The organism is Flavobacterium tistrianum, from assembly GCF_003254545.1.
Lineage (GTDB): Bacteria > Bacteroidota > Bacteroidia > Flavobacteriales > Flavobacteriaceae > Flavobacterium > Flavobacterium tistrianum.
In genome coordinates, this window is sequence record NZ_QJRH01000068.1 from 23,765 (window position 1) to 48,813 (window position 25,049).

17 protein-coding genes and 1 other RNA gene are annotated in these 25,049 nt (G+C 33.4%); 7 read left to right on the forward strand and 11 right to left on the reverse strand.

The window, feature by feature from the left end; translation table 11 throughout:
* Window positions 1-49 precede the first annotated feature (49 nt).
* The 4 genes from DMB71_RS10640 to DMB71_RS10655 form a co-directional block, all read right to left on the reverse strand.
* Window positions 50-2,116: a beta-N-acetylhexosaminidase gene (locus DMB71_RS10640; protein WP_111365966.1), complete on the reverse strand. Its 2,067-nt coding sequence runs from the start codon at window positions 2,114-2,116 to the stop codon at window positions 50-52.
* A gap of 153 nt (window positions 2,117-2,269) precedes the next feature.
* Window positions 2,270-4,207 (reverse strand): glucosamine-6-phosphate deaminase, encoded by a 1,938-nt coding sequence (gene nagB / locus DMB71_RS10645; protein WP_111366362.1) that lies wholly within the window; start codon window positions 4,205-4,207, stop codon window positions 2,270-2,272.
* Between the two features lie 105 nt (window positions 4,208-4,312).
* A complete protein-coding gene (locus tag DMB71_RS10650; RefSeq protein ID WP_111366363.1) occupies window positions 4,313-5,890 on the reverse strand; it encodes a RagB/SusD family nutrient uptake outer membrane protein in 1,578 nt (525 codons plus the stop codon).
* A 156-nt stretch (window positions 5,891-6,046) separates the two neighbouring features.
* Entirely contained in the window at window positions 6,047-9,094 is a 3,048-nt protein-coding gene (locus DMB71_RS10655; protein WP_111365968.1) for a SusC/RagA family TonB-linked outer membrane protein, read from the reverse strand.
* A 274-nt stretch (window positions 9,095-9,368) separates the two neighbouring features.
* Between DMB71_RS10655 and DMB71_RS10660 the strand changes: the two genes are divergently transcribed.
* The 3 genes from DMB71_RS10660 (at window position 9,369) to DMB71_RS10670 (ending at window position 12,757) form a co-directional block, all read left to right on the forward strand.
* A complete protein-coding gene (locus tag DMB71_RS10660) occupies window positions 9,369-10,421 on the forward strand; it encodes a sensor histidine kinase (RefSeq protein WP_111365970.1) in 1,053 nt (350 codons plus the stop codon).
* A complete protein-coding gene (locus DMB71_RS10665) occupies window positions 10,411-11,112 on the forward strand; it encodes a LytR/AlgR family response regulator transcription factor (protein WP_111365971.1) in 702 nt (233 codons plus the stop codon). The genes DMB71_RS10660 and DMB71_RS10665 overlap by 11 nt, the downstream gene beginning before the upstream one ends.
* Window positions 11,113-11,287: 175 nt before the next feature.
* On the forward strand, window positions 11,288-12,757 hold the full coding sequence (locus tag DMB71_RS10670; protein WP_111365973.1) for an MFS transporter: 1,470 nt from the start codon (window positions 11,288-11,290) through the stop codon (window positions 12,755-12,757).
* Window positions 12,758-12,876: 119 nt separating this feature from the next.
* Here the strand turns inward: DMB71_RS10670 and DMB71_RS10675 are convergent, their stop codons facing one another.
* From DMB71_RS10675 to ffs, 4 genes are all read right to left on the reverse strand, one after another.
* Complete coding sequence (locus DMB71_RS10675; RefSeq protein ID WP_111365974.1) at window positions 12,877-13,374, reverse strand: hypothetical protein; 498 nt, start codon at window positions 13,372-13,374, stop codon at window positions 12,877-12,879.
* A 91-nt stretch (window positions 13,375-13,465) separates the two neighbouring features.
* Window positions 13,466-14,122 (reverse strand): fructose-6-phosphate aldolase, encoded by a 657-nt coding sequence (gene fsa, locus DMB71_RS10680; protein ID WP_012026532.1) that lies wholly within the window; start codon window positions 14,120-14,122, stop codon window positions 13,466-13,468.
* Window positions 14,123-14,365: 243 nt separating this feature from the next.
* Window positions 14,366-15,169 (reverse strand): SDR family oxidoreductase, encoded by an 804-nt coding sequence (locus DMB71_RS10685; protein ID WP_111365976.1) that lies wholly within the window; start codon window positions 15,167-15,169, stop codon window positions 14,366-14,368.
* Between the two features lie 179 nt (window positions 15,170-15,348).
* Window positions 15,349-15,446: signal recognition particle sRNA small type (gene ffs / locus DMB71_RS10690), an RNA gene on the reverse strand.
* Between the two features lie 88 nt (window positions 15,447-15,534).
* Between ffs and DMB71_RS10695 the strand changes: the two genes are divergently transcribed.
* Both DMB71_RS10695 and hutI read left to right on the forward strand, forming a co-directional pair.
* On the forward strand, window positions 15,535-16,587 hold the full coding sequence (locus DMB71_RS10695) for a glutaminyl-peptide cyclotransferase (protein WP_111365978.1): 1,053 nt from the start codon (window positions 15,535-15,537) through the stop codon (window positions 16,585-16,587).
* Between the two features lie 94 nt (window positions 16,588-16,681).
* Entirely contained in the window at window positions 16,682-17,920 is a 1,239-nt protein-coding gene (gene hutI, locus DMB71_RS10700; RefSeq protein ID WP_111365980.1) for an imidazolonepropionase, read from the forward strand.
* 163 nt (window positions 17,921-18,083) lie between these two features.
* Here the strand turns inward: hutI and DMB71_RS10705 are convergent, their stop codons facing one another.
* Window positions 18,084-18,962 carry a hypothetical protein gene (locus DMB71_RS10705; protein WP_111365982.1) on the reverse strand — a complete coding sequence of 293 codons (879 nt, stop codon included), beginning with the start codon at window positions 18,960-18,962 and terminating at the stop codon, window positions 18,084-18,086.
* Between the two features lie 98 nt (window positions 18,963-19,060).
* Here DMB71_RS10705 and DMB71_RS10710 point away from each other — a divergent pair, with 98 nt between their 5' ends.
* Window positions 19,061-20,098 carry a formimidoylglutamase gene (locus DMB71_RS10710; protein ID WP_111365983.1) on the forward strand — a complete coding sequence of 346 codons (1,038 nt, stop codon included), beginning with the start codon at window positions 19,061-19,063 and terminating at the stop codon, window positions 20,096-20,098.
* 134 nt (window positions 20,099-20,232) lie between these two features.
* On the forward strand, window positions 20,233-21,480 hold the full coding sequence (locus tag DMB71_RS10715; protein ID WP_111365985.1) for a DEAD/DEAH box helicase: 1,248 nt from the start codon (window positions 20,233-20,235) through the stop codon (window positions 21,478-21,480).
* On the opposite strand, the gene DMB71_RS10720 is transcribed toward DMB71_RS10715, so the two are convergent.
* Both DMB71_RS10720 and DMB71_RS10725 read right to left on the reverse strand, forming a co-directional pair.
* The gene (locus DMB71_RS10720) at window positions 21,477-23,660 is read right to left on the reverse strand and encodes a response regulator (RefSeq protein WP_111365986.1); all 2,184 of its coding nucleotides are present in this window, start codon (window positions 23,658-23,660) and stop codon (window positions 21,477-21,479) included. The genes DMB71_RS10715 and DMB71_RS10720 overlap by 4 nt on opposite strands.
* Window positions 23,661-23,785: 125 nt before the next feature.
* Window positions 23,786-25,048, reverse strand: a complete 1,263-nt coding sequence (locus tag DMB71_RS10725; RefSeq protein ID WP_111365988.1) for a dicarboxylate/amino acid:cation symporter — start codon at window positions 25,046-25,048, stop codon at window positions 23,786-23,788.
* Window position 25,049 lies beyond the last annotated feature (1 nt).

A 25,049-nucleotide genomic window follows, 5' to 3' on the forward strand; every position in this document is an offset into this window, starting at 1 on the left:
AAAACATTAGTAACTCAAAAACGTACTAAATACTAATTCAAATCCAACTCTAAATTAATTTCTTTAAACTCTCATAAACAGACAGTTCTACATCTGCATGATCTTTTGTATTGCATTGTTCAATCAATTTTTTAAGATCTGCCGGTGCTAAAGTTGATTTATTGTCTAAAACCAATAACAGTTCCTGAGAAGCATCATTCAGTTTTTTAGACAATGGTAATATTGGCTGTACTAGTGGCGCATTATTGCTTAATTCTGTTAACCCTTTATGAACTGCAATCCACTTGGTAAAAAATGCAGTTACTTTGGCTTTATTGTCTGCTGATTTATTTGTCAAATATTGATTTACCGCTGCATCAAATGCTAGAGAATCTTTCGCATCTGGACCACATGCATCTGCAAATAAGGTAAATGGAGAATACATTTGATATTCTGTTCCTCCTTTATTACGAGTATATCCTTTTAATGGTTCGCTTACATTTGAAAACTCTTCTAATAATTTGATATCTTGATTGTTTGCAATATTTCTTAAAATCACATCTTTATTACGAATATGTGTAATACCCAATTCTTCCAATCTAAAAGAAATATTTTCTAATCGTTTGCGCATATTCTCAACATCCACTACATCTTCTGCCGACCACAATCTTTCTGCAATTGCCGCTGTTCTTGGCCAGATTCTAGAATCTATAGTTGTTGGTGTAGCCAATTCTGACCACATTGTAGCTTCTCCACCTAGGATCCTTGCTTTTTCGTCACTAGTTAAATTAGCACCTTTTGGCATTGGGTCATTTAGGTAATGACTTGCAATTGGATACATCAAATCGATATAGTATCCATTAGACAGAACTGTTTTATATCCTTTTTTAACGGCATCTACAAGAGATTGCCCTGCTGGCATTCCTTCGTTTGGACCTCTCCAAGAATGTACAATGGCTTCTTTAGATAAATCTTTAGTCAAAATTTCTTCCCAACCCATTAATTGTTTTCCGTGTTTCTTCAACATTGGCGCCAATTGCATTGTGAAATACGTTTGTAATTCGTGGTTGTTTTTTAAATTATGTTTCTTCATGAATTCTTGAATTTTAGGATTTTCATCCCAGTCTTTTCCTTCGTTTTCATCTCCACCAATATGGAAATAGGCACCTGGAAATAATGGACAAACCTCATCAAAAACTTCACTTAATAATTGGTATGTTTTAGGATTTGAAGGATCTAATGTTGGAGAAAAAATTCCAGCATTTCTTTCAATTCCATAGGTAGCAATTGCTGTACCTTGAATATTTTTTTCGGATGTTCCTCCTGTCAGCGTAATCACTTTGCTTCCAATTTCTGGATAAGCTGTTAAGATTGCAGATCCGTGACCTGGAACATCTATTTCTGGAACTATTAAAATACCGCGCTCATCGGCATATTTTACGATATTTTTAATTTCCTCTTGTGTGTAATACATTCCATCCGAAGCTACTTGTGTAAACCTTGGATGTTTTTTCATTTCAATTCTCCAACCCTGATCGTCAACCAAATGCCAATGGAAAACATTCATTTTCATGGCGGCTAATGCATCAATATTTCTTTTAACTACATCAATTGGCTGAAAATGTCTTGAAACATCCATCATTAAGCCTCTCCATGTAAATCTTGGAAAATCTGCAATTTTTGAAACTGGAAAGTAAAATGTTCTTGAATTATTCTGAAGCATTTGAAGCAATGTCTCCAAACCATGCAATGCTCCTAAATCGCTTGAAGCATTTAGAGTGATTTTATTAGATGTAATATCTAAATGATAACTTTCGTCTTCATACAAACCAATTTTACCACTTTTGGTGCAGTTAATCTGTAATTCTGCATTTGGAACTTCATTTAATTTTTGAATAAAACCTTGTTCGAAAAATATACCTGTTCTACCATCTAAACGGCGTAAAAAACGAGTTACTCCTCCAAAAATTCTTGGATTTGGATTTCCTGTAATGTTAACTTTAAAGTTTTTGCTTAAATTAAAATTACCTTCATTAATAACAACATTCTGAGGCCAAGGCATAAGATTCAGTTGCTCTTTCTGAACTTGAGCTCCTGCCGATATACCTGCAAATAATAGTACAAATAAATATTTCATTTTTCTTTTTTTTTGGAGAGTCGGATAATTATAAGTATCCTGATTTATAAAAAAACAAAACTCAGAGTGACTTCAGCTTTTACCTCACTTTTGCTATGAGATCATTCTGAATTTTGCTATTTGATTCATTTTGAAAATAAATCGGGAATTTTTTTAGTAGTCAAAACGTTTAAAGGCTTCAATCGCTTCATACTCAGCCAAACCTAACTCATCATATAATATGGCTGTGTTTTTATTTCGATCTTCTGCCCTAACCCAGAATTCACGAGAATCATTTCCTTGGAACATCACTCTATCTTTTTGAGATTGGTGATGCAAAATGGCATGACGTTTCAATAAAACCTCTGATGGGCTTAACGGAACTGCCATATCTATTTCATGAATATCCCACTCGTGCCAAGCGCCTCTATAAAGCCACAACCAACAATCATCCATGTACGGTTCTGGTTTAAGTTCTTTTAATGCTGCAAAAATGGCATTAAGACAAACTTCATGAGTTCCGTGCGGATCTGCAAGATCTCCAGCAGCAAAAACCTGATGTGGTTTTATTCTTGCAATGATATCTTTTACAATAGCAATATCTTCTGGCCCTAACGGATTCTTTTTAACTTGTCCTGTTTCATAAAAAGGCAGATCTAAAAAGTGTGTATTTTCATCTTTCAATCCGATATATCTTGTTGCTCCGTAAGATTCTCTTCTTCTGATAAGTCCTTTCAATTTTCGAACTTCCAAAGAATCGATCTGATTTTCAGATTTGTTATTCAAAAATTCGATAACCGATTTGAAATTGATATCTGCTTGACCTTCTCCAATAAAATCACTGGCTACTTCTGCAAATTTTAAGGCTTCATCATCTGAAACTGCGATATTTCCTGAAGTCTGGTACACTACATGAACATCGTGTCCTTGTTTGATTAACTTTGAAAATGTTCCTCCCATAGAAATCACATCATCGTCAGGGTGCGGACTAAAAAGAATAACTCTCTTTTTTGCGGGATTTGCCCTTTCTGGACGAAATGAATCATCTGTGTTTGGTTTTCCTCCTGGCCATCCTGTAATGGTGTGCTGTAAAATATTAAACATATTAATGTTCATATCATAAGCAGAACCTTCCTGGGCCAAAAGATCAGACATTCCGTTATTATTATAATCTCGGTCTGTCAATTTTAGAATAGATTGTTTTGTTTTTTGACAAAGCCAAACAATTGCTTTACTTTTTAATTCAGGTGTCCAAAGACATTCGCCAACTAACCAAGGTGTTTTGAAACGGGTTAATTCTGAAGCCGCAGATTGATCTAAAACAAAAGTTGCATTTGGATGATTCTGTAAAAATGTTGCTGGAACTTCTGAACTAATATCGCCTTGAACTGTTCTCTTGATAATGTCTGCTTTGTTTTGTCCCCAAGCCATCAAAACAATACGTTTTGATCTCAAAATAGTCGAAACTCCCATTGTAATGGCACGTTTCGGCACATTATCAATACCATTAAAAGCAGAAGAAGCATCTACTCTTGTGATATGATCTAAAGTAATAATTCTTGTTCCTGAATTGATATGCGAACCTGGCTCGTTAAATCCAACGTGTCCTGTTCGGCCAATTCCAAGTAATTGAAAATCAAGACCTCCTGCATTTTTAATATTCATTTCATAATCGATGCAGTATTGATTGATTTCATCAATTGCCACTGTACCATCAGGAATATTAATATTTTCGGGTTTGATATCAATATGATTAAAAAGATGCTCATGCATGAAATAATGATAGCTCTGATTGTTCTCCTTAGTCATTGGATAATATTCATCCAGATTAAAGGTGATTACATTGCTAAAACTTAGTCCTTCTTCTCTGTGCATTCTCACTAATTCCTCATAAACTTTTATAGGAGAAGAACCTGTTGCCAGACCTAAAACGCAAGGTTTATTTTTTTCTTGCTTAGATCTAATTAGCTGCGCAATTTCCTGCGCTACAATTACAGAAGCTTCAATAGAATTTTTGAAGATTTCGATGTGAATTTTCTCAAAACGAGTTTCTTCAAATTTTCCAGCGCTTTTGTAACTAATATCAGGTTTTATTTCTAAAGCACTTTTCATTTTTTTCTTTTTTGTAGTATTTACCATTTTGGTTTTAAGAATGGTATAGACAGCTTTCACCATCTATACCATACCACTAACCAAACTTAATATTCCATTTTTTTTCTAGAATTTATTTACTCCAGTATCCCACCAAAGTCTTGTTGCTCCAGTATCAGGACCTCCTAAAAGCTGAACCCCTTGCGCATAACCTGTTGGATTCGAAGTTTTCTCATTTACATAGAAATTCAATCTTCTTACAAAAGTTCCATTAGGAATTTTTCCTCCAGAGAAGTTATTTACTGGCAAGAATAATTTTGGATATCCAGTTCTTCTTGTCTCAGCCCAAGCTTCTTGTCCGTCAGGGAAACCAGCAATCCATTTTTGAGTAATAATTTTTTGTAGTTTAACTTCATTAGAAGCCGATTCTGACCATTTAACTGTTACTAAATTTTGTGCTGCAATATTATTCGCTGCATTTAATGGGTCAGTAAAGTTTGCTGGCATTGAAGTATCGTCATTAATGTAAGCAGACGCATCACCTGCTGCTAACTGAGCAAATGAAACTGCAATTCCTGCTTCATAAAGTGACTGAGCAGATCCACCAACATTCCAACCTTTTAATGCTGCTTCAGCTTTTAAGAAATAAGATTCAGATGCATTAAACCAAGGAATCAAGTTGTTTTCTACGATTGGTCCAACTTTAGAGAATAAATCAGCTTTTGCTGTTCTATAATTAGCATCAACTAAAGTTCCCATTCTAATACCTTGATAAACACCTCCAGTAGCTTTATGGAAGAATACATCTCTTCTTGGATCATTATAACCATTCATAATAGATGTAATTGCACCACCTGCATTGATATCTGCCCAAGGGCCAGTGTATGTTTTAACAGGATGCTCAGCAATATAAGCCATGTTATCAGCATTAGAAGTAATTACACCTAAGCCTGCCAATGCAGCTTCTCCTTCAGTTTTTGCTTTTACAGGATCAACGTTAGAAATACGCAATGCTAAACGTAATCTTAAAGAGTTAGCAAATTTTACCCATTTCTGAATATTTCCAGCAGCAGTAGTTCCATCTGTTGCGTCTCCTGCTGCAAAGAAAGTTGCAGAAGCATCTGCCGCTTTTGGAGTTAAAATATCAATCGCAGTTTTTAACTCTGCAAAAAATTGATCATAAACCGCCTTTTGAGAATCGTACGGAGTTGTTCCATCAGGATTTCCGAAACCTGAATAAACGATTGGCCCGTAGTAATCTGTAGTTTTATGCATTGCATAAACTTTTAAGATCAAAGACCAAGCATAAAACTGAGGATATTTATCTTTTGTTAATTTCTCAAGATTATAGGCATTTACCATCTCTTTTTGGTACTTCTGAACCCATTCAGCACCATTCCACCCATCCAAAAGCGCATACGTTGAGTTATTTGCGTTTCCTTCAAAATCGTGAGGTGTTCCCATATATCCTGAAAAGATATCAGCATTTAAGTTAAATTGGATATCTCCTTGCCAGTCATCAGCAACCAAGATATACATTCCTCTCTGCATTGTTTTAAGAGGCGCTTTAACTTGATTAAAATCTTGTTCCAATTGTTCGTTGCTAAAGCCACTCTCATTGGTATTTATTTGTTCAAAGTCTCCTGTACAGCTACCTAACGAAAGAGCTAAAACTGAACCTAATATTAATAATTTATTTTTCATCTGTGAATTTTTATCGTTAATTAAAATCATTTTTATTGATTTATAAGCCAACCCATTCAAAGGGTTACTTGTTTGTTATTTTGCATTATTTCTACATTCAATCAACAAACAAGAGTCTTACAACAACCAGAAGGTTTTGTCCTTTTATTAATTATTTTAGAAAGTTAAATTCAAATTAACACCTATACTTCTTGTTGAAGGCAATCCGAAAATATCAACACCTTGCAATCCTTCTCCTGAACTTAATGTTACGTTTGGATCAAACGGAGCATCTTTGTAGAAGAAAAATAAGTTTTTACCAACAAGAGAAACATTCACTGCTTTGAAGATTGTAGTTTTACTGAAATCAAAAGTATATCCAAGAGAAAGCTCGCCTAATTTAACATTTGTCGCTTTGTACATATACTCTCCAGTAGCACCAGCTCTATCCCCAACTGAACTATAGTAATTTTGTGCAGACATTGTAGTTACTGGAGCTCCGTTAGCATCAATTGCGTCTACTTTAATTCCTCCAGCAGCTCTTGCATCACCACTTGCTTTAGATACACCATAAGAATCAAGCATTGCTTCTGTCATACTCATTACATTACCACCAAATCTTCCATCGATAAGCACATTTAAGAATATTTTTTTGTATTTGAAAGAGTTTGAAAAACCTAACATAAAATCAGGGTTTGAGCTTCCCATGTCTACCCAGTCAGTTTTCTGAACACGAACATCATTTCCAGAACCAGCAAGTAACATTTGACCTTGCGCATTTCTCAAAATATTTTTCCCTTGAATTGTTCCGAATGGCTGTCCTTCTTTCATAACGTATCTATAGCTATTTGGATCACCATTAGTCAAGATAACTGTATTAAGTTCTCCATTTGCACCTGTACCTAAATCAAGTACTTTGTTTTTATTTGAGGCATAATTCAATCCAAGATCCCAAGAGAAATTCTCATTTTGAACTGCTTTGGCAGTTACTGTAATCTCAAAACCTTTATTTTCAATACTTCCTGCATTAAATGCGTAGTTAGTATATCCTGTAGTATTTGGGATTGGAGCTGGAGACGTGATTAATTGATTTTTAGTTTCGTTATGGTAGTAAGTAAAATCAAATCCGATTCTGTTGTTTAAGAATCTCCACTCTGTACCAAATTCATAAGAATTTTGCATTTCTGGCTTCAAAGAAGTTCCTGGTTGTGGACCAACTAATGGTGGTGTAAGAATACCACCAACTAAAGTATTTACTGGTGAAGTTAAGAAAGGAGAAATATCATTACCCACTTGAGCAAATGAAGCTCTAACTTTTGCATAACTAATTGCTTCAGGTAAAGATACCATTTGACTTAAGACAGCTGATAGACCTACTGAAGGATAAAAGAAGCTTAAATTATCTGTATTTACCAAAGTTGATGACCAGTCATTTCTTCCAGTCAAATCAAGATAAATCATGTCTTTGTATCCAATAGTTGCACTTGCAAAAAGTGATTGAACTTCTTTTTTACCTCCAATAGTATGAGCATTTCTTTCTGCAGATACAAAGTTTCCTGTATTAAACCAGTTTGCATATACAAGTCCATTTTTTTGACCTGAATCGCTTAAGTAAGCATCATTGATTGTGGATTTTGTGATACTTGTACCAAGGTTAGCACTGAATGAAAAATCTTCACTGAATTTTGTATTGATAGTAGCAATTAAATCACCATATAATTGATTACTTTCACTATCTGAATAAATATATCTACCTGTTGATGGTGCCAATGTCTCATTTGTACCAGCATACATTCTTTTATCAAAAATGTTATCAAATTTATTATAACCACCTCTTGCTTTAATACTCAACCAATCAGTTGCTTTATATGTAATAGCTGCAGAAGTAATTAACGATTGGTTTTTATCAATAGATTGATTTCTGTTTAAGATCCAACCTGGATTTTGAATAATATCCGAAGTTTGAGAAGGCCATCTTTGAGTCATCAAGTTTCTTGCTGGATCGAATACTTCAAAGTTTTTATAGTAATCGTTAAAATCATTTCCTCTTGGGAACAAATAAACTCCTGTCAATGGGTTGAAGTACAATCCGTTTGTTGGTTTATTTATAATTTTTTGCTCCGCATAAGATATCGCGCCATCAATAGTTACTTTATCATTAAATAATTTAACGCTTTGACGAAGTGCAATGTTATTTTTCTTAAACTCGTTTGTTGGAATTACACCGTCAACTTTAGTGTTTGCATAAGTAAGACTAGTTGACATTTTATCAGATCCACCATTTACAGATACAGAGTTGATCATAGTAAGACCTGTATTGTAAAAATCTTTTACGTGGTCAGGAGAATTTTTAGGATCACCCCAAGTTTTGTCAGATGATGGCGCTGCTCCATAACTAGTTTGAAATTTAGGTAATGAAACCACATTATCTACAAATACACTCGCGTTGTAAGATGCTGTTACGTTTCCTTCTTTTCCTTTTTTAGTTGTAATTACGATAACACCATTTGCTCCTTGAGAACCATATAAAGCAGCTGCAGAAGCTCCTTTAAGAACTGTCATCGATTCAATATCATCAGGGTTCATCATAGAGATTGCATCTCCACCATCTCTATTTCCTCCTGCTGTATCACCAAAAACCTGATTTGCTTGAGCTGAGTTAGAGTTTAACATTGGAATCCCGTCAATAACATATAATGGCTGGTTATTTGTCGCAGATGAGTTACCACGTATTGTTACTTTTGCAGCACCTCCTGCGCCAGCAGAACTTTTTCCAACAATAAGACCAGCAACTTTACCAGATAAACTGTTCATTAAGTTGGCATCCTTAACTCTTGTTACCTCCTCACCTTTAACCTCTTGAGCTGCATAAGTCAAAGTCTTTTTTGATCTTTTAAGTCCCAATGAAGTTACTACTACTTCATTTAATGCATTTGATGCAGCCTGTACCATTTTTACATTTATTGTAGCAGCATCGCCTACAACTATGTTTTGTGTTCCAAGACCCACATAACTAAAAACTAATGTCTGTCCTTTTTGAACTTCAATAGTATACAATCCGTCAAAATCGGTAGTTGTTCCTTTTTGACTTCCTTGTACCAAAACAGAAGCTCCTGGTAATGGCATACCTTCAGAATCTGTAATCACACCTTTGACACTTTTTACTTGTGCAAGCGAAACTTGCGCCGTAAAAACAATCATAAAGATTAAGAAAATTTTTTTCATGTTTATTTTATTTTGTTAGTTATGAAGTAAAATTATTCTTAAGGCATTGTTAAAAAAAATAAATTAAACCAACGACAACAAAATTTAAACGAACGACATAAATCATTCAATAATACGCTTTACGAAAACGTTCTAATAGAAAAATTAAGCACCAATATCCTTTTTTTGCGAAATTTTATTCAAAAAAATTGGCTTTTTGCAGTTAATTGTTTAAAGTTGCACAATATTTTAATATTGTTAAGAAAAACTAAATTTATCTAACCAACCAAACCAATTGAAAGAAATACGAAAAGTTAAATTTGATATTAAACTGCAAAATCATATTTGGTTTTGGGGAGTATATTTTACTTTAAACTTTTTAAGATGGGGCGCTTACTTTAATGATTATCCTTATTCATTTAAATCCAACTTAATCGAATTCTCACTAGTTATTCCTTTAGTGTATTTGAATTTATTTGTTCTAGTTCCAAAATATGTACTAAAGCAGAGATACATCATGTACACTTTTCTACTTCTATTAAGTTTATTTGCGATTTATTTGGCTAAAACAGCCCTCACCTATTATATAATATCAGAAAATATCTGGCCTGAGGCCAATAGAGAATACCATCCTTTTGAAATTAATCACATAGTTGCCGTTTGCATTGGAGAGTTGTATGTACTAGCAATGGCTTCATCGGTTTATCTTACGCTAACATGGCTAAGAGAGCGTGAAAGAAATAGATCTTTAAGAGAAAACCAGTTTAAAATAAAACTTAAGTACCTTGAAAATCAGATTCAGCCACACTTTTTCTTTAATACCTTAAATAATCTCTATGCTTTATCGCTAGAATCTTCAAAGAAAGTTCCAGATGTTATCATAAAACTTTCCAATTTGATGGAGTATGTTTTATATGATGTTAAAGGAACCAAATTTGTTCCCCTAATAAAGGAAATCGATTATATCCAGAATTATATAGAAATTGAAAAGCTTCGTTTTGAAAATGTAGAAGTAACGATAAACCTTGAATCAAATATCGAAGATGTTGTTGTACCTCCGCTAATCTTTATTTCATTGGTTGAAAATGCCTTTAAACATGGAGGCTTAAACAATAAAAATTTAAAAATAAAAATCAATTGCAGAGTTTTAGATAATAAAACGCTCGATTTTGAAATCTTAAATAATTTTGTAATTTCACAAACTCACAATCCAAAACGAGGAATCGGTTTAGTTAATACAAAAAAGAGGTTAAAATTAATTTATAGAAACAATTTCAGCCTTAAGCATACCACTAAACTAAATTTCTACATTATCCGATTACAAATACCTACTCAGAATGAAGATTAAATGCGTGTTAATTGATGATGAGCCTTTAGCTATCAAAGTCCTGCAAAATTATTTTACCAATTTTACAGATTTTGAAGTTATAGCAACATTCAATAACTCTTTAGAGGCACTCGATTTTATCAACAGCACTTCTGTTGACGCTGTCTTTTTAGATATTAACATGCCTATGATGACTGGTTTTGAATTGATCAGTCTTATTGAAAACAAAACTAAAGTTATCATTACTACTGCCTTTAGAGAATTTGCAGCAGAAAGTTATGATTTGGATGTATTAGATTACTTGGTAAAACCGATTCCGCTGCCAAGATTTATAAAATGCATCAATAAGATCACCACCGAGTATAATCTCAAAAACAATATTAAAGTCGAAACCACAAAAGGCGATTCTCATATTTTTATCAAAGTCGATAAAAAAATGATGAAAATTAATATTGAAGAAATTTTGTTCGTTGAAGGAATGAAAGAATACATAAAAGTTGTCACACCTGATAAAACTTATATTACACATAAATCTCTTACATCACTATCGGAAGAATTGCCAGCAGATCGTTTCCTAAGAATACATAAATCGTATGTAATCGCCCTAAACAAGGTAAAATCTATAGAAGGAAACCGCGTTCAAATACAGTCATATAACATTCCGATAGGTCGAAACTACAGTAAAGAAGTTAAAAACAAGATATTGGAATAAAACATAATTACGAATTACATTTTCTAACTGGGTTAAAATTAACACTTTGTTGAAAAAACATAGTCGTTGGTTTAAATTTAACATTATTTATACCTTTTTATTTTTTTTTGAGAATCCTAACAAATATATTTACGGTCTTCAAAAAACAATAAAATAAAAAATTAACCTTATTATTATGAGTTCAGAAAATGTGCAAACCAAATGGGGGCAATTTATCTCTTTGATAATCGTCTTCTTCTTTTGGGGTTTTGTTGGATCAGCCAATGACATCCTGATTCCAGTATTCAAAAAAGTATTTACGTTATCGCAAGTACAATCTCAATTAGTAGCTTGGGCTTTCTACGCTGCTTATTTTGTTGGATCAATTATATTCTTTATCGTTTCTTTAAAAGTAGACGTTTTACAAAAATACGGCTACAAAAGAACTTTATCTGCAGGGTTAGTTCTGTCTGCTATAGGTTCATTTTTATTCGTTCCTGCGGCTACAATTCAAAGTTTCCCTTTCTTCTTAACAGCTTTATTTACAGTAGGATTAGGATTTTCAATTCAGCAAATTGTAGCAAACCCGTTAGCAATTAAAATGGGAAGTCCAGAAACTGGAGCACACCGTTTAACACTTGCAGGAGGAATCAACTCTTTCGGAACAACAATCGGAGCTATTTTACTGGGTATTGCTTTATTCGGAATGGGAGATAACAAGAAAACATCTCTTTCATTAGAAGATATCAAATTGCCATTCATCATTTTAGGTCTTGCCTTTATTGCGGTTGCTGTTTTCATGAATTTTTCTAAAATTGAAGACCCTGTAAAAGAGGAGGAAGCAATCATCAAAGACAAACACAGCAATTTTAATATTCTTGACTATCCGCAATTATACTTGGGTATGTTAGGAATTTTTATTTATGTTGGAACTGAGGTTACTATTATCAGTAATTTACCTGCCTTATTGCACACACACGAATTCGGAAACATTTTAGAGGATGCAGTTGCGCCATTTATTGCGCTTTACTGGGGAAGTTTAATGATTGGCCGTTGGAATGGTGGAGCAAACGTATTTAATACTTCGAACTTGGTAAATACGGCTCTTAAATTTATCGTGCCAGCTGCAGCATTTGGAGTAATTATCGGAGCAAATATCTTTGCTGCTCACGACGTTTCTTCATTCTACATTTACCCAATCTGGATTTTACTATTTATCGCTGTAAGCTTTGTTGGTGGTAAAAACGCAGGAAAAACATTAATGCTTTTCGGAATTTCAGGATTAACTATGATGGTTTTAGGTCTTGCTTGGCCAGATCCTTCTATAGCTAAATTCTTCTTTATTTCTGGAGGATTGTTCTTGTCTATCATGTGGCCTTCAATCTTCGATTTAGCGATTGCAGGATTAGGAAAAAACACAGGAAAAGCATCATCTTTCTTGATTATGATGATTCTTGGTGGTGGAGTAATTCCATTGTTACAAGGAAGTATCTGTGATTTAGATGCTACAAATCCGAACGGAATTTTCGGTATCACATATACGCACTTCTCATACATTGTACCGCTTATTGGTTTTGCTTATTTAGGATTCTACGGCTTCTACTGTCCAAAAATCTTGAAAAAACAAGGAATCAGCCATATCGAAAGTGCTGGCAGCGGACACTAAAAATTAAAAAAATCCAATATAAAAAAATCCAAATTCCAATCTCCAATAGGAATTTGGATTTTTTATTTTCAAAAGAAAAGAAACTTTGAGCCTTTGCAACTCTGAGCCTTTGAACCTTTTTATTTCGCATTAATAATATTGCTCAAATTCTTCTTAAAAATAGCCTTATTTTGCGCCGACAAAGGATAAACAACATCTTTATCCGCATGAACAATTACCTTATCAATATCCGCATTTAAAAGCGCTTGAGGATCCTTTATTTTCAACGTGCAAGCTCCATCAAAAAAGCCATCATCTTCAATAGTTTTTCTAGCTTCTATTTTTGTGCCATCACTTAAAACTGCCGAGATTGTCATTTCGCTATTTAATGTCTTAGAGTAAAATCCGTCCATCACCAATAAAAGTCGATACGTATTTTTCAATTCCGGACCTTTAAACTCGTGTCTCGTAATGTTATATCGAAGACCTTTAGCAAGAGTTTGAAATTTAACAGAACAATCCAACTCATAAGTTGCAACATCTCCGGCTTCATTAACCGAAGTAATAACTTTAGCGGCTTGGGCATTTATCGAGAAACTCGCCGCAAAAAATGACAACATAAATAAGACAACTTTCATATTTAACTATTTAAGATTCAATATAAAAGTAAAAAAAATCGCCTTTTCTCGTTAGAAAAAAGACGATTTTAATTTTGTAAATATCTAAGGATTATTTGTTTCCTTTTTCAAAGTCAGCTACGAATTGAGCTAAACCGATATCAGTCAATGGGTGTTTCAACAAACCATAAATTGCAGAAAGAGGTCCTGTCATAACATCAGCACCAATTTTAGCACAGTTTACAATATGCATTGTGTGACGTACAGAAGCTGCTAAAATTTGAGTTTCGTAACCATAGTTATCGTAAACTTCTCTAATTTCTTGAATTAAGTTTAATCCATCAGTAGAAATATCATCTAAACGTCCAACGAAAGGAGAAACATAAGTAGCTCCCGCTTTAGCAGCCAAGATAGCTTGTCCTACAGAGAAAACAAGAGTTACGTTAGTTTTAATTCCTTTATCAGAAAAATATTTCGCTGCCATAACACCTTCCTTAGTCATAGGAAGTTTTACAACAATCTGCTCATGCAATTCAGCCAGCTCCTCACCCTCTTTAACCATACCTTCAAAGTCAAGAGCATTAACTTCAGCACTTACATCACCTTCAACAAGATTGCAAATATCAACATAATGCTTAAGGATATTGTTTTTTCCAGTGATTCCTTCTTTTGCCATTAATGACGGATTAGTCGTCACACCATCCAAAACACCTAAAGCTTGTGCTTCTTTAATTTGAGCTAAATTAGCTGTGTCAATAAAAAATTTCATAATTTATATTATTTAAATTGTGTTGATTTACTCTGGGCGTGACCAGATTTGTAAAAGGCGCACTTACCAAACCGCTTACGAGCGCCTTTCCCAAATCTGGTCGGGCTATCCGCACTACTTCGGTAGTTCACTCCTATCCCTCACGCAAACGCAGCTGCAAAATTACGAAATCAATACCAATAACAATTTCAAAAATCAAATCAATTTGTGATTTAAATCTAAAATCAAGCAAATAATTGCGATTTATAACTTATAATGATTCATAAGCATCTTCTCATACATCTTATCTGGAAGCGCACGTTTTAAAACGATCGAAAACTTTTGCATAAATGCACCAACTTTATAATGCACATTCGGTTTTTTGGTTTGAATGATTTTGTAAACCGCTTCTGCCATTTCATTTGGATTGCTTCCTGCATCAACATGATCGTTCATGGTTGCCAAGACATCTCCATAAACTTTTTCGTAAGCAGAATCTTTAATCACTGGCGCATGATAACGTCCTGCTGCAATATTAGTCGCAAAATCTCCTGGCGCAACATTTGTAATTTCTACACCAAAAGCTTTTACCTCCATCCTCAAAGCTTCTGTAATTAATTCCAAAGCTCCTTTTGAAGCCGAATAAACACTTCTATACGGAAGTCCCATATAACCAGCAATCGAAGTAACATTAATAATAAGTCCAGAATTTTGTTTACGCATTTGCGGAAGCGCAGCTTTCATAACTTCAATTGGACCAAAAAAGTTTGTTTCAAAATTATTTCGAATTTCTTCAGTCGGAATTTCTTCCAATGGCCCCGTAATTCCAACACCAGCGTTATTAATTACAATATCCAATCTTCCAGAAGTTTCTATAATTCGGTTTACAGCATTTTTAATGGAATCTGAATTTCTAACATCTAAAGCAACCAAAGGAAATACAGAATTTAAAACTTTCTCAGGATTTCTGCTTGTTCCGTATACCACAAAACCTTTATGGTGTAAAAATTCACCAATAGATTTTCCAATTCCTGATGATCCTCCGGTAATTAAAACGACTTTACTCATTTTTTTAGTTATAAGTTATGGATTATGAGTTATGAGTTTTGGAAAATGGTATTATTTTGAACAATACATAAAATGCTCAAACATTTAACTTTTAACCAATAACATCTAACTTCAGATAGGGTCAAAAATAAAAAAATCCTCCTGAAAAGGAAGATTACAAATTAAATTTATTCTAAAAAAAATGGCAAGCGACCTACATCGCACCGCTCAACCGCGTACCCTTGCTATGTTCCCATCCTGGGGGAGTCTGCAGGAGCTGGTCGTGTAGGACTTGCCGGTGCAAATATACAACCTTTTTATATTTTTGCAAGACCTTTGCTGCTATAAAAATAACGTCGTATATTGGCTTATTCAAATTTTAAACTATGAAAAAATATAACTTCCTAACTGTCATTTTATTAGGAATCACATTAATTGGATGCAAAGAAAAAAATAAAGGTGAAAATTCTTTATTTACTATCGATGATTCTGCTTTTCCAGCTCATTTTACGCAAAAAGAAGTCCTTAATATTGGAATTTTAAATCCAAATTCGAAAGAAATCGACAGCGTTGCTTACTTTATAAATGATAAAAGAGTTGGAGGTACAAAAGGTGCCGAAAAATTTAAATTTGAATTAAAAGATCAAAAATTAGGCTACCAATACCTAAAAGCTTCTGTATATTTTGGTGGAGATTCTTCTGATGCTACTAAGAGAATCGAGGTCGTTTCAGATATTGAACCTAAACTATTAAAATATAAAGTTGTAAATACTTATCCTCACGACAAAAAAGCTTTTACAGAAGGGTTTGAATTTTACAATGACACTTTATATGAAAGCACTGGACAAGAAGGCGCTTCATTTATTAAAAAATACGATTATAAAACAGGCAAAGTTTTCAAACAAATTGATCTTGATCAGCAATATTTTGGAGAAGGGATCACTTTCATAAATGGCAAATTATTCCAATTAACATATAAAAACAAAAAAGGTTTTATCTACGATGCTAAAACATTAAAACTGGAAAAAACTTTTGATTACGAAAAAGATATTGAAGGTTGGGGAATGACGAATGACGGAAAATATATCTATCAGACTGACGGAACAGAAAAGATTTGGAAAGTTGATCCAAATACTCAAAAAATGATTGATTACATTAATGTTTATTCTGGGAATTCAAAAATCAAAGCTGTTAATGAGTTGGAATGGATTAATGGAAAAATTTACACAAATGTATGGTTTAAAGACGCTATTGCAGTTGTAAATCCAGAAAACGGTGCTGTTGAGGGAATTTTAAATCTTTCTGATTTAAGAAAAACCATGAACGACATTACAACTGAAGATGTATTAAACGGAATTGCCTACAATCCTAAAACTAAAACTATTTTTGTAACAGGAAAAAACTGGAGCAAAATGTTTGAAATTACAGTTTCAGAATAACTTTAGACAAAAAAGAATTTTACGAATTTCACAAGTTTTCACATATTAATCCGTGAAAATTTGTGAAATTTGTGTTTTATAACACTCCTTAATAATGATAACTTTAATCACAAACATACAAGAGTTACTACAGGTTCGCGAAACTTCTATTGCTAAAGTTTCAGGTTCTGAAATGGCTAATCTACCAACAATTAAAAATGCTTTTTTAGTTTTAAAAGACAATTTAATTGAAGATTTCGGCTCAATGGATAATCTTCCAAAAATCAATGCTGATAAAACTATTGATGCAACAGGAAAAGTCGTTCTTCCATCTTGGTGTGATAGTCACACACATATTGTTTACGCAGGAAATCGTGAGCAAGAATTTGTAGACCGCATCAACGGACTTTCTTATGAAGAAATCGCCAATCGCGGCGGTGGAATTTTAAATTCGGCTAAAAAACTAAACGAAACTTCTGAAGAAGAAATCTACGAGCAATCTAAAATCCGTTTAGAAGAAGTAATGCATTTAGGAACTGGAGCGGCAGAAATAAAATCAGGTTACGGATTAACAGTTGATGGCGAATTAAAAATGCTTCGTGTAATTAAAAAACTCGCTGAAAACTATCCTATAGCCATAAAAGCTACATTTCTAGGCGCACATGCATTTCCTCTACATTACAAAGATGATAAAGCGGGTTATTTGGACGAAATCATCAACGAAATGCTTCCAGAAATTTCTAAAAATAAGCTAGCTGATTACGTAGATGTTTTCTGCGAAAGCGGTTATTTTTCTGTAGAAGAAACCGAAAAAATTATGGAAGCAGGTTTAGCATTCGGCTTAAAACCAAAAATTCACGTAAACCAATTCAATTCGATTGGCGGAATTCAGTCTGGAGTTAAATTTAATGCACTTTCTGTCGATCATTTAGAAATTATGAATCCAGAAGATATTGAAGCTTTAAAAGACACCGAAACAATGCCTGTGGCTCTACCTTCGTGTTCTTATTTTTTAAGCATTCCTTACACTCCTGCTCGCGAAATGATTAAAGCCGGTTTACCAATAGCATTAGCAACAGATTTCAATCCAGGTTCTACTCCATCCGGAAATATGAATTTTGTTGTTGCAACAGCTTGCATTAAAATGAAAATGACTCCAGAAGAAGCTATAAATGCAGCAACAATTAATGGCGCTTACGCAATGGGACTTTCAGCAACTCACGGAAGTATTACAAAAGGTAAAAAAGCCAATTTGATCCTCACAAAACCAATTTCTTCTTATTATCAAATTCCTTACGCATTTGGAAGCAATTTAATTGAATCTGTTTTTGTAGAAGGAAAAATTTTAGAATAATTATTTCAACGATTAAATTTAAATATAGCCCGTGGTTTCAACCACGGGAAACGTATTGTTAAGCACATTCCTAAGCAAAACCATTCAATTTCATGCATAAAAAAAGGTCTGTGAAAATCACAGACCTTTAATATCTTAGTGGTATTTTTTCCCTTTGGCAAAATTATCTTAAACTGAAACTAGTTTTAGAAACTAACTCATCATTATCAAATACATTGATAAAATAAGTTCCTTTAGCAAAATCTTTTCCTGGAAGATCTTCACTAACTTGTACAGTTTTATTTTCATATTTTACTGTAGTTTTGAAACTGTAAGTCAATGTATTATCTCCAAAACTTTCTGTTTTCTTTTCTCCTAAAACATTGTTTTTAGAATCGATAACTTGAACATAATACGTTTTATCGCCAGATTTAGCAATTTGGTTTTCAGCAATTGTAAAACTAACTTTTAAAATGTCTGCACGGCTTGCTTTATCAGTTTCGATTTGCTTACCAGAACTTTTCAATTTGTAAGCTGAAGTTTTAGTATTTAATACAGACAATTTAGAACCTTTTTCTACAGTTTTAGCAAGTTCTTCGTTTTGACCAACTAATACTTCGTTATATTTTTTAGATTCTCCTAAAACTACAATAGTACTATCTCTTTGAGTAGTTAAAACACCATTTTGTTTTTTCAACTCATCGTTTTCAGCAACTAAAGTTTTCATTTTGCTTTGCATTGCCTGAACTTGAGATCTGTATTTAGAAACATCTCCTTTAGACTTGTTCAAATCATCCATTAAAGCCACTACTTTATCTCTTTCTTGGATTAATTCGTCAGACATCGAAGTGTTTTCAGCAATTGCAGCATCATAAGTCGCTTTTAACTCCTGTAAATCTTTCATTACAGATTCTTTTTCTGTCAAAGTTGTTGTAAGCTCAGTTTTAACTACCTCTGTATCAGAAGATAATTTAAAAATATACACTAAACTACCGATCAGTAGGACTGCTAAAACTGCGATTACCGCCTTTAGACTTGAATTGTTGTTCTTTGGGTTTTCCATATTTAAATAATTTTCTTTAATAACAAATTTAAGAATTAATATAAGGTAATAACGTAAGTTTCTACAATTATATTATTTTTGGAAAATAAATTTTTTTCATGGAAAAATTAATCCCTTTCACCATAAATGATTTAGCAAAAGTCACAAATCACAGAAGTGGTGAATTAAAGTTCGGAGAAAAAATGATTGTCATTCCTTCTGGAGTTGATAAAGTTAATTTTCTCAAAGAAAGCGAAGCAAAATATGTTCTTTTAGGAATTCCTGAAGATATTGGTGTGCGCGCCAATTACGGAAGGCCTGGGGCAGCTTCGGCATGGCAGTGCGCTATAAAAAGTATTGCAAACATTCAGCATAATCGTTTTTGTAAAGGAAGCAATATTATTGTTTTAGGGCAAATTAATGTTGCAAATGAAATGCGGGAAGTAGAAAATCTTGATTTTAATGATATTGATGATCGTTCAAAATTAAGCCAGCTGGTTGAAAAAATAGACAAAGAAGTTTCTCATATTATCTTTACCATAATTAAAGCTGGAAAAACGCCAATTATTATTGGCGGAGGGCATAACAATGCGTACGGAAATATTAAAGGTGCCGCTCTTGCGAAAGGGAAACCTGTAAACGCCGTAAATTTTGACGCACACTCTGATTTCAGAATTTTAGAAGGCCGCCATAGCGGAAACGGATTTTCATACGCTTATGAAGAAGGTTTTTTAAAGAAATATTTCATTTTTGGACTTCACGAAAATTATACTTCAAAAAGCGTTTTAGATATTATAAAAAAACTCGAAGATCGCGTTCGATATAATACTTATGACAGTGTCAATATTAGAAAAGAAAAAGATTTTAATCGTGAGATGATCACAGCTTTGGATTTTATTAAAAATGACGCTTTCGGAATCGAAGTTGATTTAGACGCAATTCCAAATATTGCTAGCAGCGCTATGACGATAAGTGGTTTTTCTGTTGAAGAACTAAGACAATTTGTCTCTTTCTTTGGCGAGCATAAAAATGCGGCTTATTTACATATCTGTGAAGGTGCTCCAGATTTAGATAATTCTCCAAACAACAACTTAATTGGCAAACTAATTGGTTATTTAGTAACCGATTTTGTTAAAGCAAATATTGAAAAAGACTGATTTTAAAAAGCCAATTGCAAGCATAACAAATTGGTTTTGCCAAATAAAAGCCAATTCAAACAAACGATTGACTGAATAAACCTATCTTTGCACAGCATTTTAGAATTAAAACTAAAATCGTTAATCACTAAGATATGTTATTCGAAGATTTATCACTTTCAAAAAGTATACAAAAAGCCGTATTTGAAGAAGGCTATTTAAATCCGACTCCAATTCAGGAACAATCTATTCCGGTTGTTTTATCGGGAAGAGATTTAATAGGCTGTGCGCAGACAGGAACTGGAAAAACGGCAGCCTTTGCCATTCCAATCATACATCAATTACACCGAATTGTTGGCTCATCAAAAAAAGCAAAACAAATTCGTGCGCTAGTTGTTACACCAACCCGTGAACTTGCTGTGCAAATTGGAGAAAGTTTTGACACTTATGGCAAATATACCAATCTAACACAATTAACAATTTTTGGAGGTGTATCTCAAAATCCGCAGGTTGAAACCTTAAAAAAAGGAGTTGACATTCTAATCGCTACTCCAGGTAGGCTGCTTGACTTACACAAACAAGGCTTTTTAGATTTTGACCATCTGCACACTTTGGTTTTAGACGAAGCAGATCAAATGCTGGACATGGGTTTTATAAACGATGTAAAAAAGATTGTAAAACTAACGCCTAAAAATCGTCAGACGTTGTTGTTTTCTGCAACAATGCCAATTGCTATTCGCGAACTGGCAGAAATGTTTCTTAAAGATCCTGAAAAAGTAGAAGTTTCTCCAGTTTCTTCAACTGCTGAAAATGTAGAACAACGCATTTATTTTGTTGATAAAACCGAAAAAAGAAACTTATTATATAGTTTAATTAAAGACGAAAATTTATCAAACGTGCTTGTTTTTTCGAGAACAAAACATGGCGCTGACAATGTTGTAAAGGCCCTTCGCAAAAAAGATATTCCTGCTGAAGCAATTCACGGCGATAAATCGCAAAATGCAAGACAAAGAGTTTTAGATGCCTTTAAAAACAAAGAAGTTGGCGTTCTGGTTGCTACTGATATTGCAGCGCGAGGAATTGACATTGAACAGCTTCCGTATGTAATCAATTTTGATTTACCAAATATTCCTGAAACTTACGTTCATCGTATTGGTCGTACAGGTCGTGCTGGAAATGGTGGAATTGCAATTTCTTTCTGCGGAAAAGATGAACTTCCTTATTGGAAAGACATTCAAAAACTGATTAAAGTTGACGTAAAAACAATTGCAGACCATCCATATCAATGGCATTCTGGAAGTCCAGAAGCTGGAGAAAAACCTAAAAACTCGAACAGAAGCGGTGGTGCTCATAAATCAAGAAAATCAACAAACGCTAAGAAAAATAAAAAACGCTGGTACTAAACAGCGTTTTTTTCTTTTATAAGGAAATTGATTATTTTAAATAATTTAACCGGTTCAAAAGGCTTTATAATAATATCATTCATTCCAGACGAAATCGCTTCGTCTGTAATTTCATCTTTATCAAAAGCAGTCAAGGCGACAATTGGCGTTTCAATTCCTTGAAGACGTATTCTTTTTGTAGTTTCAAATCCGTTCATTAAAGGCATATTGATATCCATCAAAATCAAATCGAAAGTTTCGTTTTCTAAAGCTTTAAGCGCCGCAAAACCATCGTCGACTACTTTGCAGGAATAATTATTCTTTTCGATAATCTTTTTTGTCACAAGCTGGTTAATCAAGTTATCTTCTACAACTAAAATTTTATAAATTTCGCTCGAAGTCAGATCAACTTCAATTTCATCAATAATGCTTTTCGTTTTCGCTAAATCATGTTCGAAGGCAATTGTAAACGAAAATGCAGTTCCTTTTCCAATATCACTGTCAAGTGTAATTGTGCTTCCAAAAAGCCCAAGCAATCTTTTTACAATGCTAAGCCCTAAACCAGTACCTTGATAATCTTCATCTCTTCTGCCAACTTGGACAAATTTTTCAAAAATTTTATTCTGATCTGCAACTGCAATTCCGATTCCGTTATCTTTAATTAAGAAATCCAAATAATACAGCTTTCCCTCTACTTTATTCAGCCTTACGTTAATTTCAACTTGCCCGTCTTTAGTAAATTTTAATGCATTACTTACCAAATTCATTAAAATCTGAGCAAGACGCAGTTTATCTCCAATTAAATACTCAGGAATATTTGAGTCAATATTGGTGGAAATTCTATTATTATTTTTCTGTGAAAGAAAGGAAAGCGAGTTTTTGATTACCGTAATTTCATCTGAAATATTAAAAGTCAGATTTTCAAGTACAATTTTATTTTCTTCAATTTTATTGATCTGCAGAATGTCATTTACAAGAGACAATAAATATCTGGCAGAAAATTTAAGCGAACTTAAATGCTGGCTTCTTGAAATTTCTTTATGCTCTTCGAGCAGCATATTCGTAATTCCCACAACACCATAAAGCGGTGTGCGCAATTCATGGCTTATTGTGGATATAAATTGTGTTTTGAGCAAAGAAGCTTCTTCCGCAATTTCTTTTGCTTTAAGAAGTTCTAAATTGTGTTTTTTCTTGTATCTGATGTTCTTTATCAGTGTGATAATTAAAATTAAAAGAATTAGAGAAATCAAAATGAAAAGAATTACGATAATTTTTGATTTCCTTAAGCTTTGAGACTGCTCTACTTTTTCTCCCTCAACTTTATCAATCTGCCTTTTATATTCGTCCAATTCTAGACTTAAACCAGCTTGAGAAGCCTTTTTAATTTTCTTAACATCATATAGTGTAGCCGAAAGATCATAATGTTTAACAAGTGCATCGTACGCTTCTTTATGCCTATTGGTTTTATTCAAAAAATGTGAATATTCTAAATAGGCACGTGACAAATCAATTTTCTCCTGACATTTTTTGCCTGACTCAATAGCACTCAAAAAATAAGCATTCGCTGCTTTATTATCATTTTTGTAGCTAGAGTAAATACCATTCAACATAGCAACAATAACCTCTGTTGATTGGTCATTGTACTTTATTTTAGTACTATTTACATACTTTAAAAAGAGATATCCTTGATTGTAATTTCCAATATCAAAATAAGCCCATGCAATATTTACGTTTGTAAAATAAACCTCTTTTAAATCATTTATTTTCAAAGCATAAGCTACTGCTTTTTTATAACTACGGATTCCTTCATCAAATTGTTCTTTTCCAAAACAATACATGTTTCCTAAATTATTATAAAGGTTACATTTCAAAGAATCGTTAGTAGTTTTATTAGCATAATACAAACCTTTTTTATAGAAAAAAATGGCTTTATCATACTCTTCCAATTCGTTATAATTGGCAGCTATAATATTATACGAACGAGCTGTAAGGCAATAATCTTTTATTGCTGTTGCAGCATTTAAGGCTGCTCGAGAATAGACAAGTGATTTTTCAAAATTGGATTCTCTAAAATTTAAAAGTGCTTTCTTTACATTCTTATCAATTTTAGGATCGAGGTTGCAATTAGATTGCGCGATTGCTGAATTGGCAAAGCAATTCAGAACCAATAAAAAAAGTAAAAAAATCCGTTTGTGGGGCATTAATCGGCTAATTTGATCAAATATACACTTTAAAATAAAAAAAAGCTGTATTTCATAAAAAAATACAGCTTTTCAAATATTATTTCAATAACTAAGATAAAAAATTAAAATCTCAGTACTATTATTTATTCTTTATTGTTCTCCCATTGTCCTACAACAGAAGTTGCTAACGCATTTCCTAATACATTAGTTGCACTTCTAAACATATCGCAGAAGTGGTCAATTGGAAGAATTAATGCAATTCCTTCAATAGGTATTTTAAACATACCACATGTTGCCGCAACAACTACTAGACTCGCTCTTGGCACACCTGCAATACCTTTACTAGTAAGCATTAAAACTAAAAGCATTGCCATTTGTGTTCCTAAATCCAGATGCACATTGTAGAATTGGGCAATAAAAATACTCGCAAATGTCATATACATCATACTACCATCAAGGTTAAACGAATATCCAAGCGGCAGCATAAAAGAAACAATTTTATCTTTTACCCCAAAAGCTTCTAGTTCTTCTGTCAATTTAGGAAATACTGCTTCGCTGCTCGTTGTTCCAAAAGCAATTGCCAAAGGTCCTGTAATACGTCTTAATAATTCGGTCATTCTTCCTTTAAGGAAAATATATCCGATTAGGATTAAAATAGCCCATAACGTACTGATTCCAATTAAAAACGATCCGAAAAATTTAAAGTAAGTAATTACCAGTTCTTCTGCATCACGTATAGCAAATACTCCTGCAATTGCACCAAAAACTCCAATTGGCGCAAATTTCATGACGTAGTTTACCATTTTCAAAACAACGTGAGATAATTTATCAAATGCTCCAATAATAGGCTTTACCGTATCTCCAAGAGAAGCAGCTGCCAATCCGAAGAAGATTGAGAAAACTACAATTTGAAGAATCTCGTTAGTTGCCATTGCCTCCACAATACTTTTTGGAACAATATGCTCAACGAAATTATCAAAAGACAAGTTTTGTGTTTTACCAGTAACTTCAGTAGCCGCTGACATATCAACGTGATCCAATTTTAGACCAACGCCTGGCTGCAAAATATTTACATAAAACAATCCGATTAGAAGCGAAATAAATGACGCTGTAAAAAACCATCCAATAGCTTTTCCTCCAATTCTTCCAACAGTTTTAATATCACCTAATTTCGCAATTCCAACCACCAAAGTCGTAAAAACCAATGGAGAAATAATCATTTGCACCAAACGAATAAAGATGGTCGCCAGCATTTTAATTTTACTGCTAAATGCCTGCGCTGCTTCGGGCGAAATGGAATTGTGCAATATAATTCCTAAAATGGCTCCTAGAACCATCGCAATTATAATTTGCCCTGTTAATCCCGAAAGAAATGATGTTTTTTTAGTTTCTGTAACTTCTTGCATT

Coding starts and splice junctions, on each gene's coding strand:
- DMB71_RS10710 (WP_111365983.1), top strand. CDS start 19,061: ATGGAAAAATTAATCCCTTTCACCATAAATGATTTAGCAAAAGTCACA.
- nagB (WP_111366362.1), bottom strand. CDS start 4,207: ATGAAAAGTGCTTTAGAAATAAAACCTGATATTAGTTACAAAAGCGCT.
- DMB71_RS10640 (WP_111365966.1), bottom strand. CDS start 2,116: ATGAAATATTTATTTGTACTATTATTTGCAGGTATATCGGCAGGAGCT.
- DMB71_RS10665 (WP_111365971.1), top strand. CDS start 10,411: ATGAAGATTAAATGCGTGTTAATTGATGATGAGCCTTTAGCTATCAAA.
- hutI (WP_111365980.1), top strand. CDS start 16,682: ATGATAACTTTAATCACAAACATACAAGAGTTACTACAGGTTCGCGAA.
- DMB71_RS10670 (WP_111365973.1), top strand. CDS start 11,288: ATGAGTTCAGAAAATGTGCAAACCAAATGGGGGCAATTTATCTCTTTG.
- DMB71_RS10705 (WP_111365982.1), bottom strand. CDS start 18,962: ATGGAAAACCCAAAGAACAACAATTCAAGTCTAAAGGCGGTAATCGCA.
- DMB71_RS10720 (WP_111365986.1), bottom strand. CDS start 23,660: ATGCCCCACAAACGGATTTTTTTACTTTTTTTATTGGTTCTGAATTGC.
- DMB71_RS10655 (WP_111365968.1), bottom strand. CDS start 9,094: ATGAAAAAAATTTTCTTAATCTTTATGATTGTTTTTACGGCGCAAGTT.
- fsa (WP_012026532.1), bottom strand. CDS start 14,122: ATGAAATTTTTTATTGACACAGCTAATTTAGCTCAAATTAAAGAAGCA.
- DMB71_RS10675 (WP_111365974.1), bottom strand. CDS start 13,374: ATGAAAGTTGTCTTATTTATGTTGTCATTTTTTGCGGCGAGTTTCTCG.
- DMB71_RS10725 (WP_111365988.1), bottom strand. CDS start 25,048: ATGCAAGAAGTTACAGAAACTAAAAAAACATCATTTCTTTCGGGATTA.
- DMB71_RS10650 (WP_111366363.1), bottom strand. CDS start 5,890: ATGAAAAATAAATTATTAATATTAGGTTCAGTTTTAGCTCTTTCGTTA.
- DMB71_RS10695 (WP_111365978.1), top strand. CDS start 15,535: ATGAAAAAATATAACTTCCTAACTGTCATTTTATTAGGAATCACATTA.
- DMB71_RS10715 (WP_111365985.1), top strand. CDS start 20,233: ATGTTATTCGAAGATTTATCACTTTCAAAAAGTATACAAAAAGCCGTA.
- DMB71_RS10685 (WP_111365976.1), bottom strand. CDS start 15,169: ATGAGTAAAGTCGTTTTAATTACCGGAGGATCATCAGGAATTGGAAAA.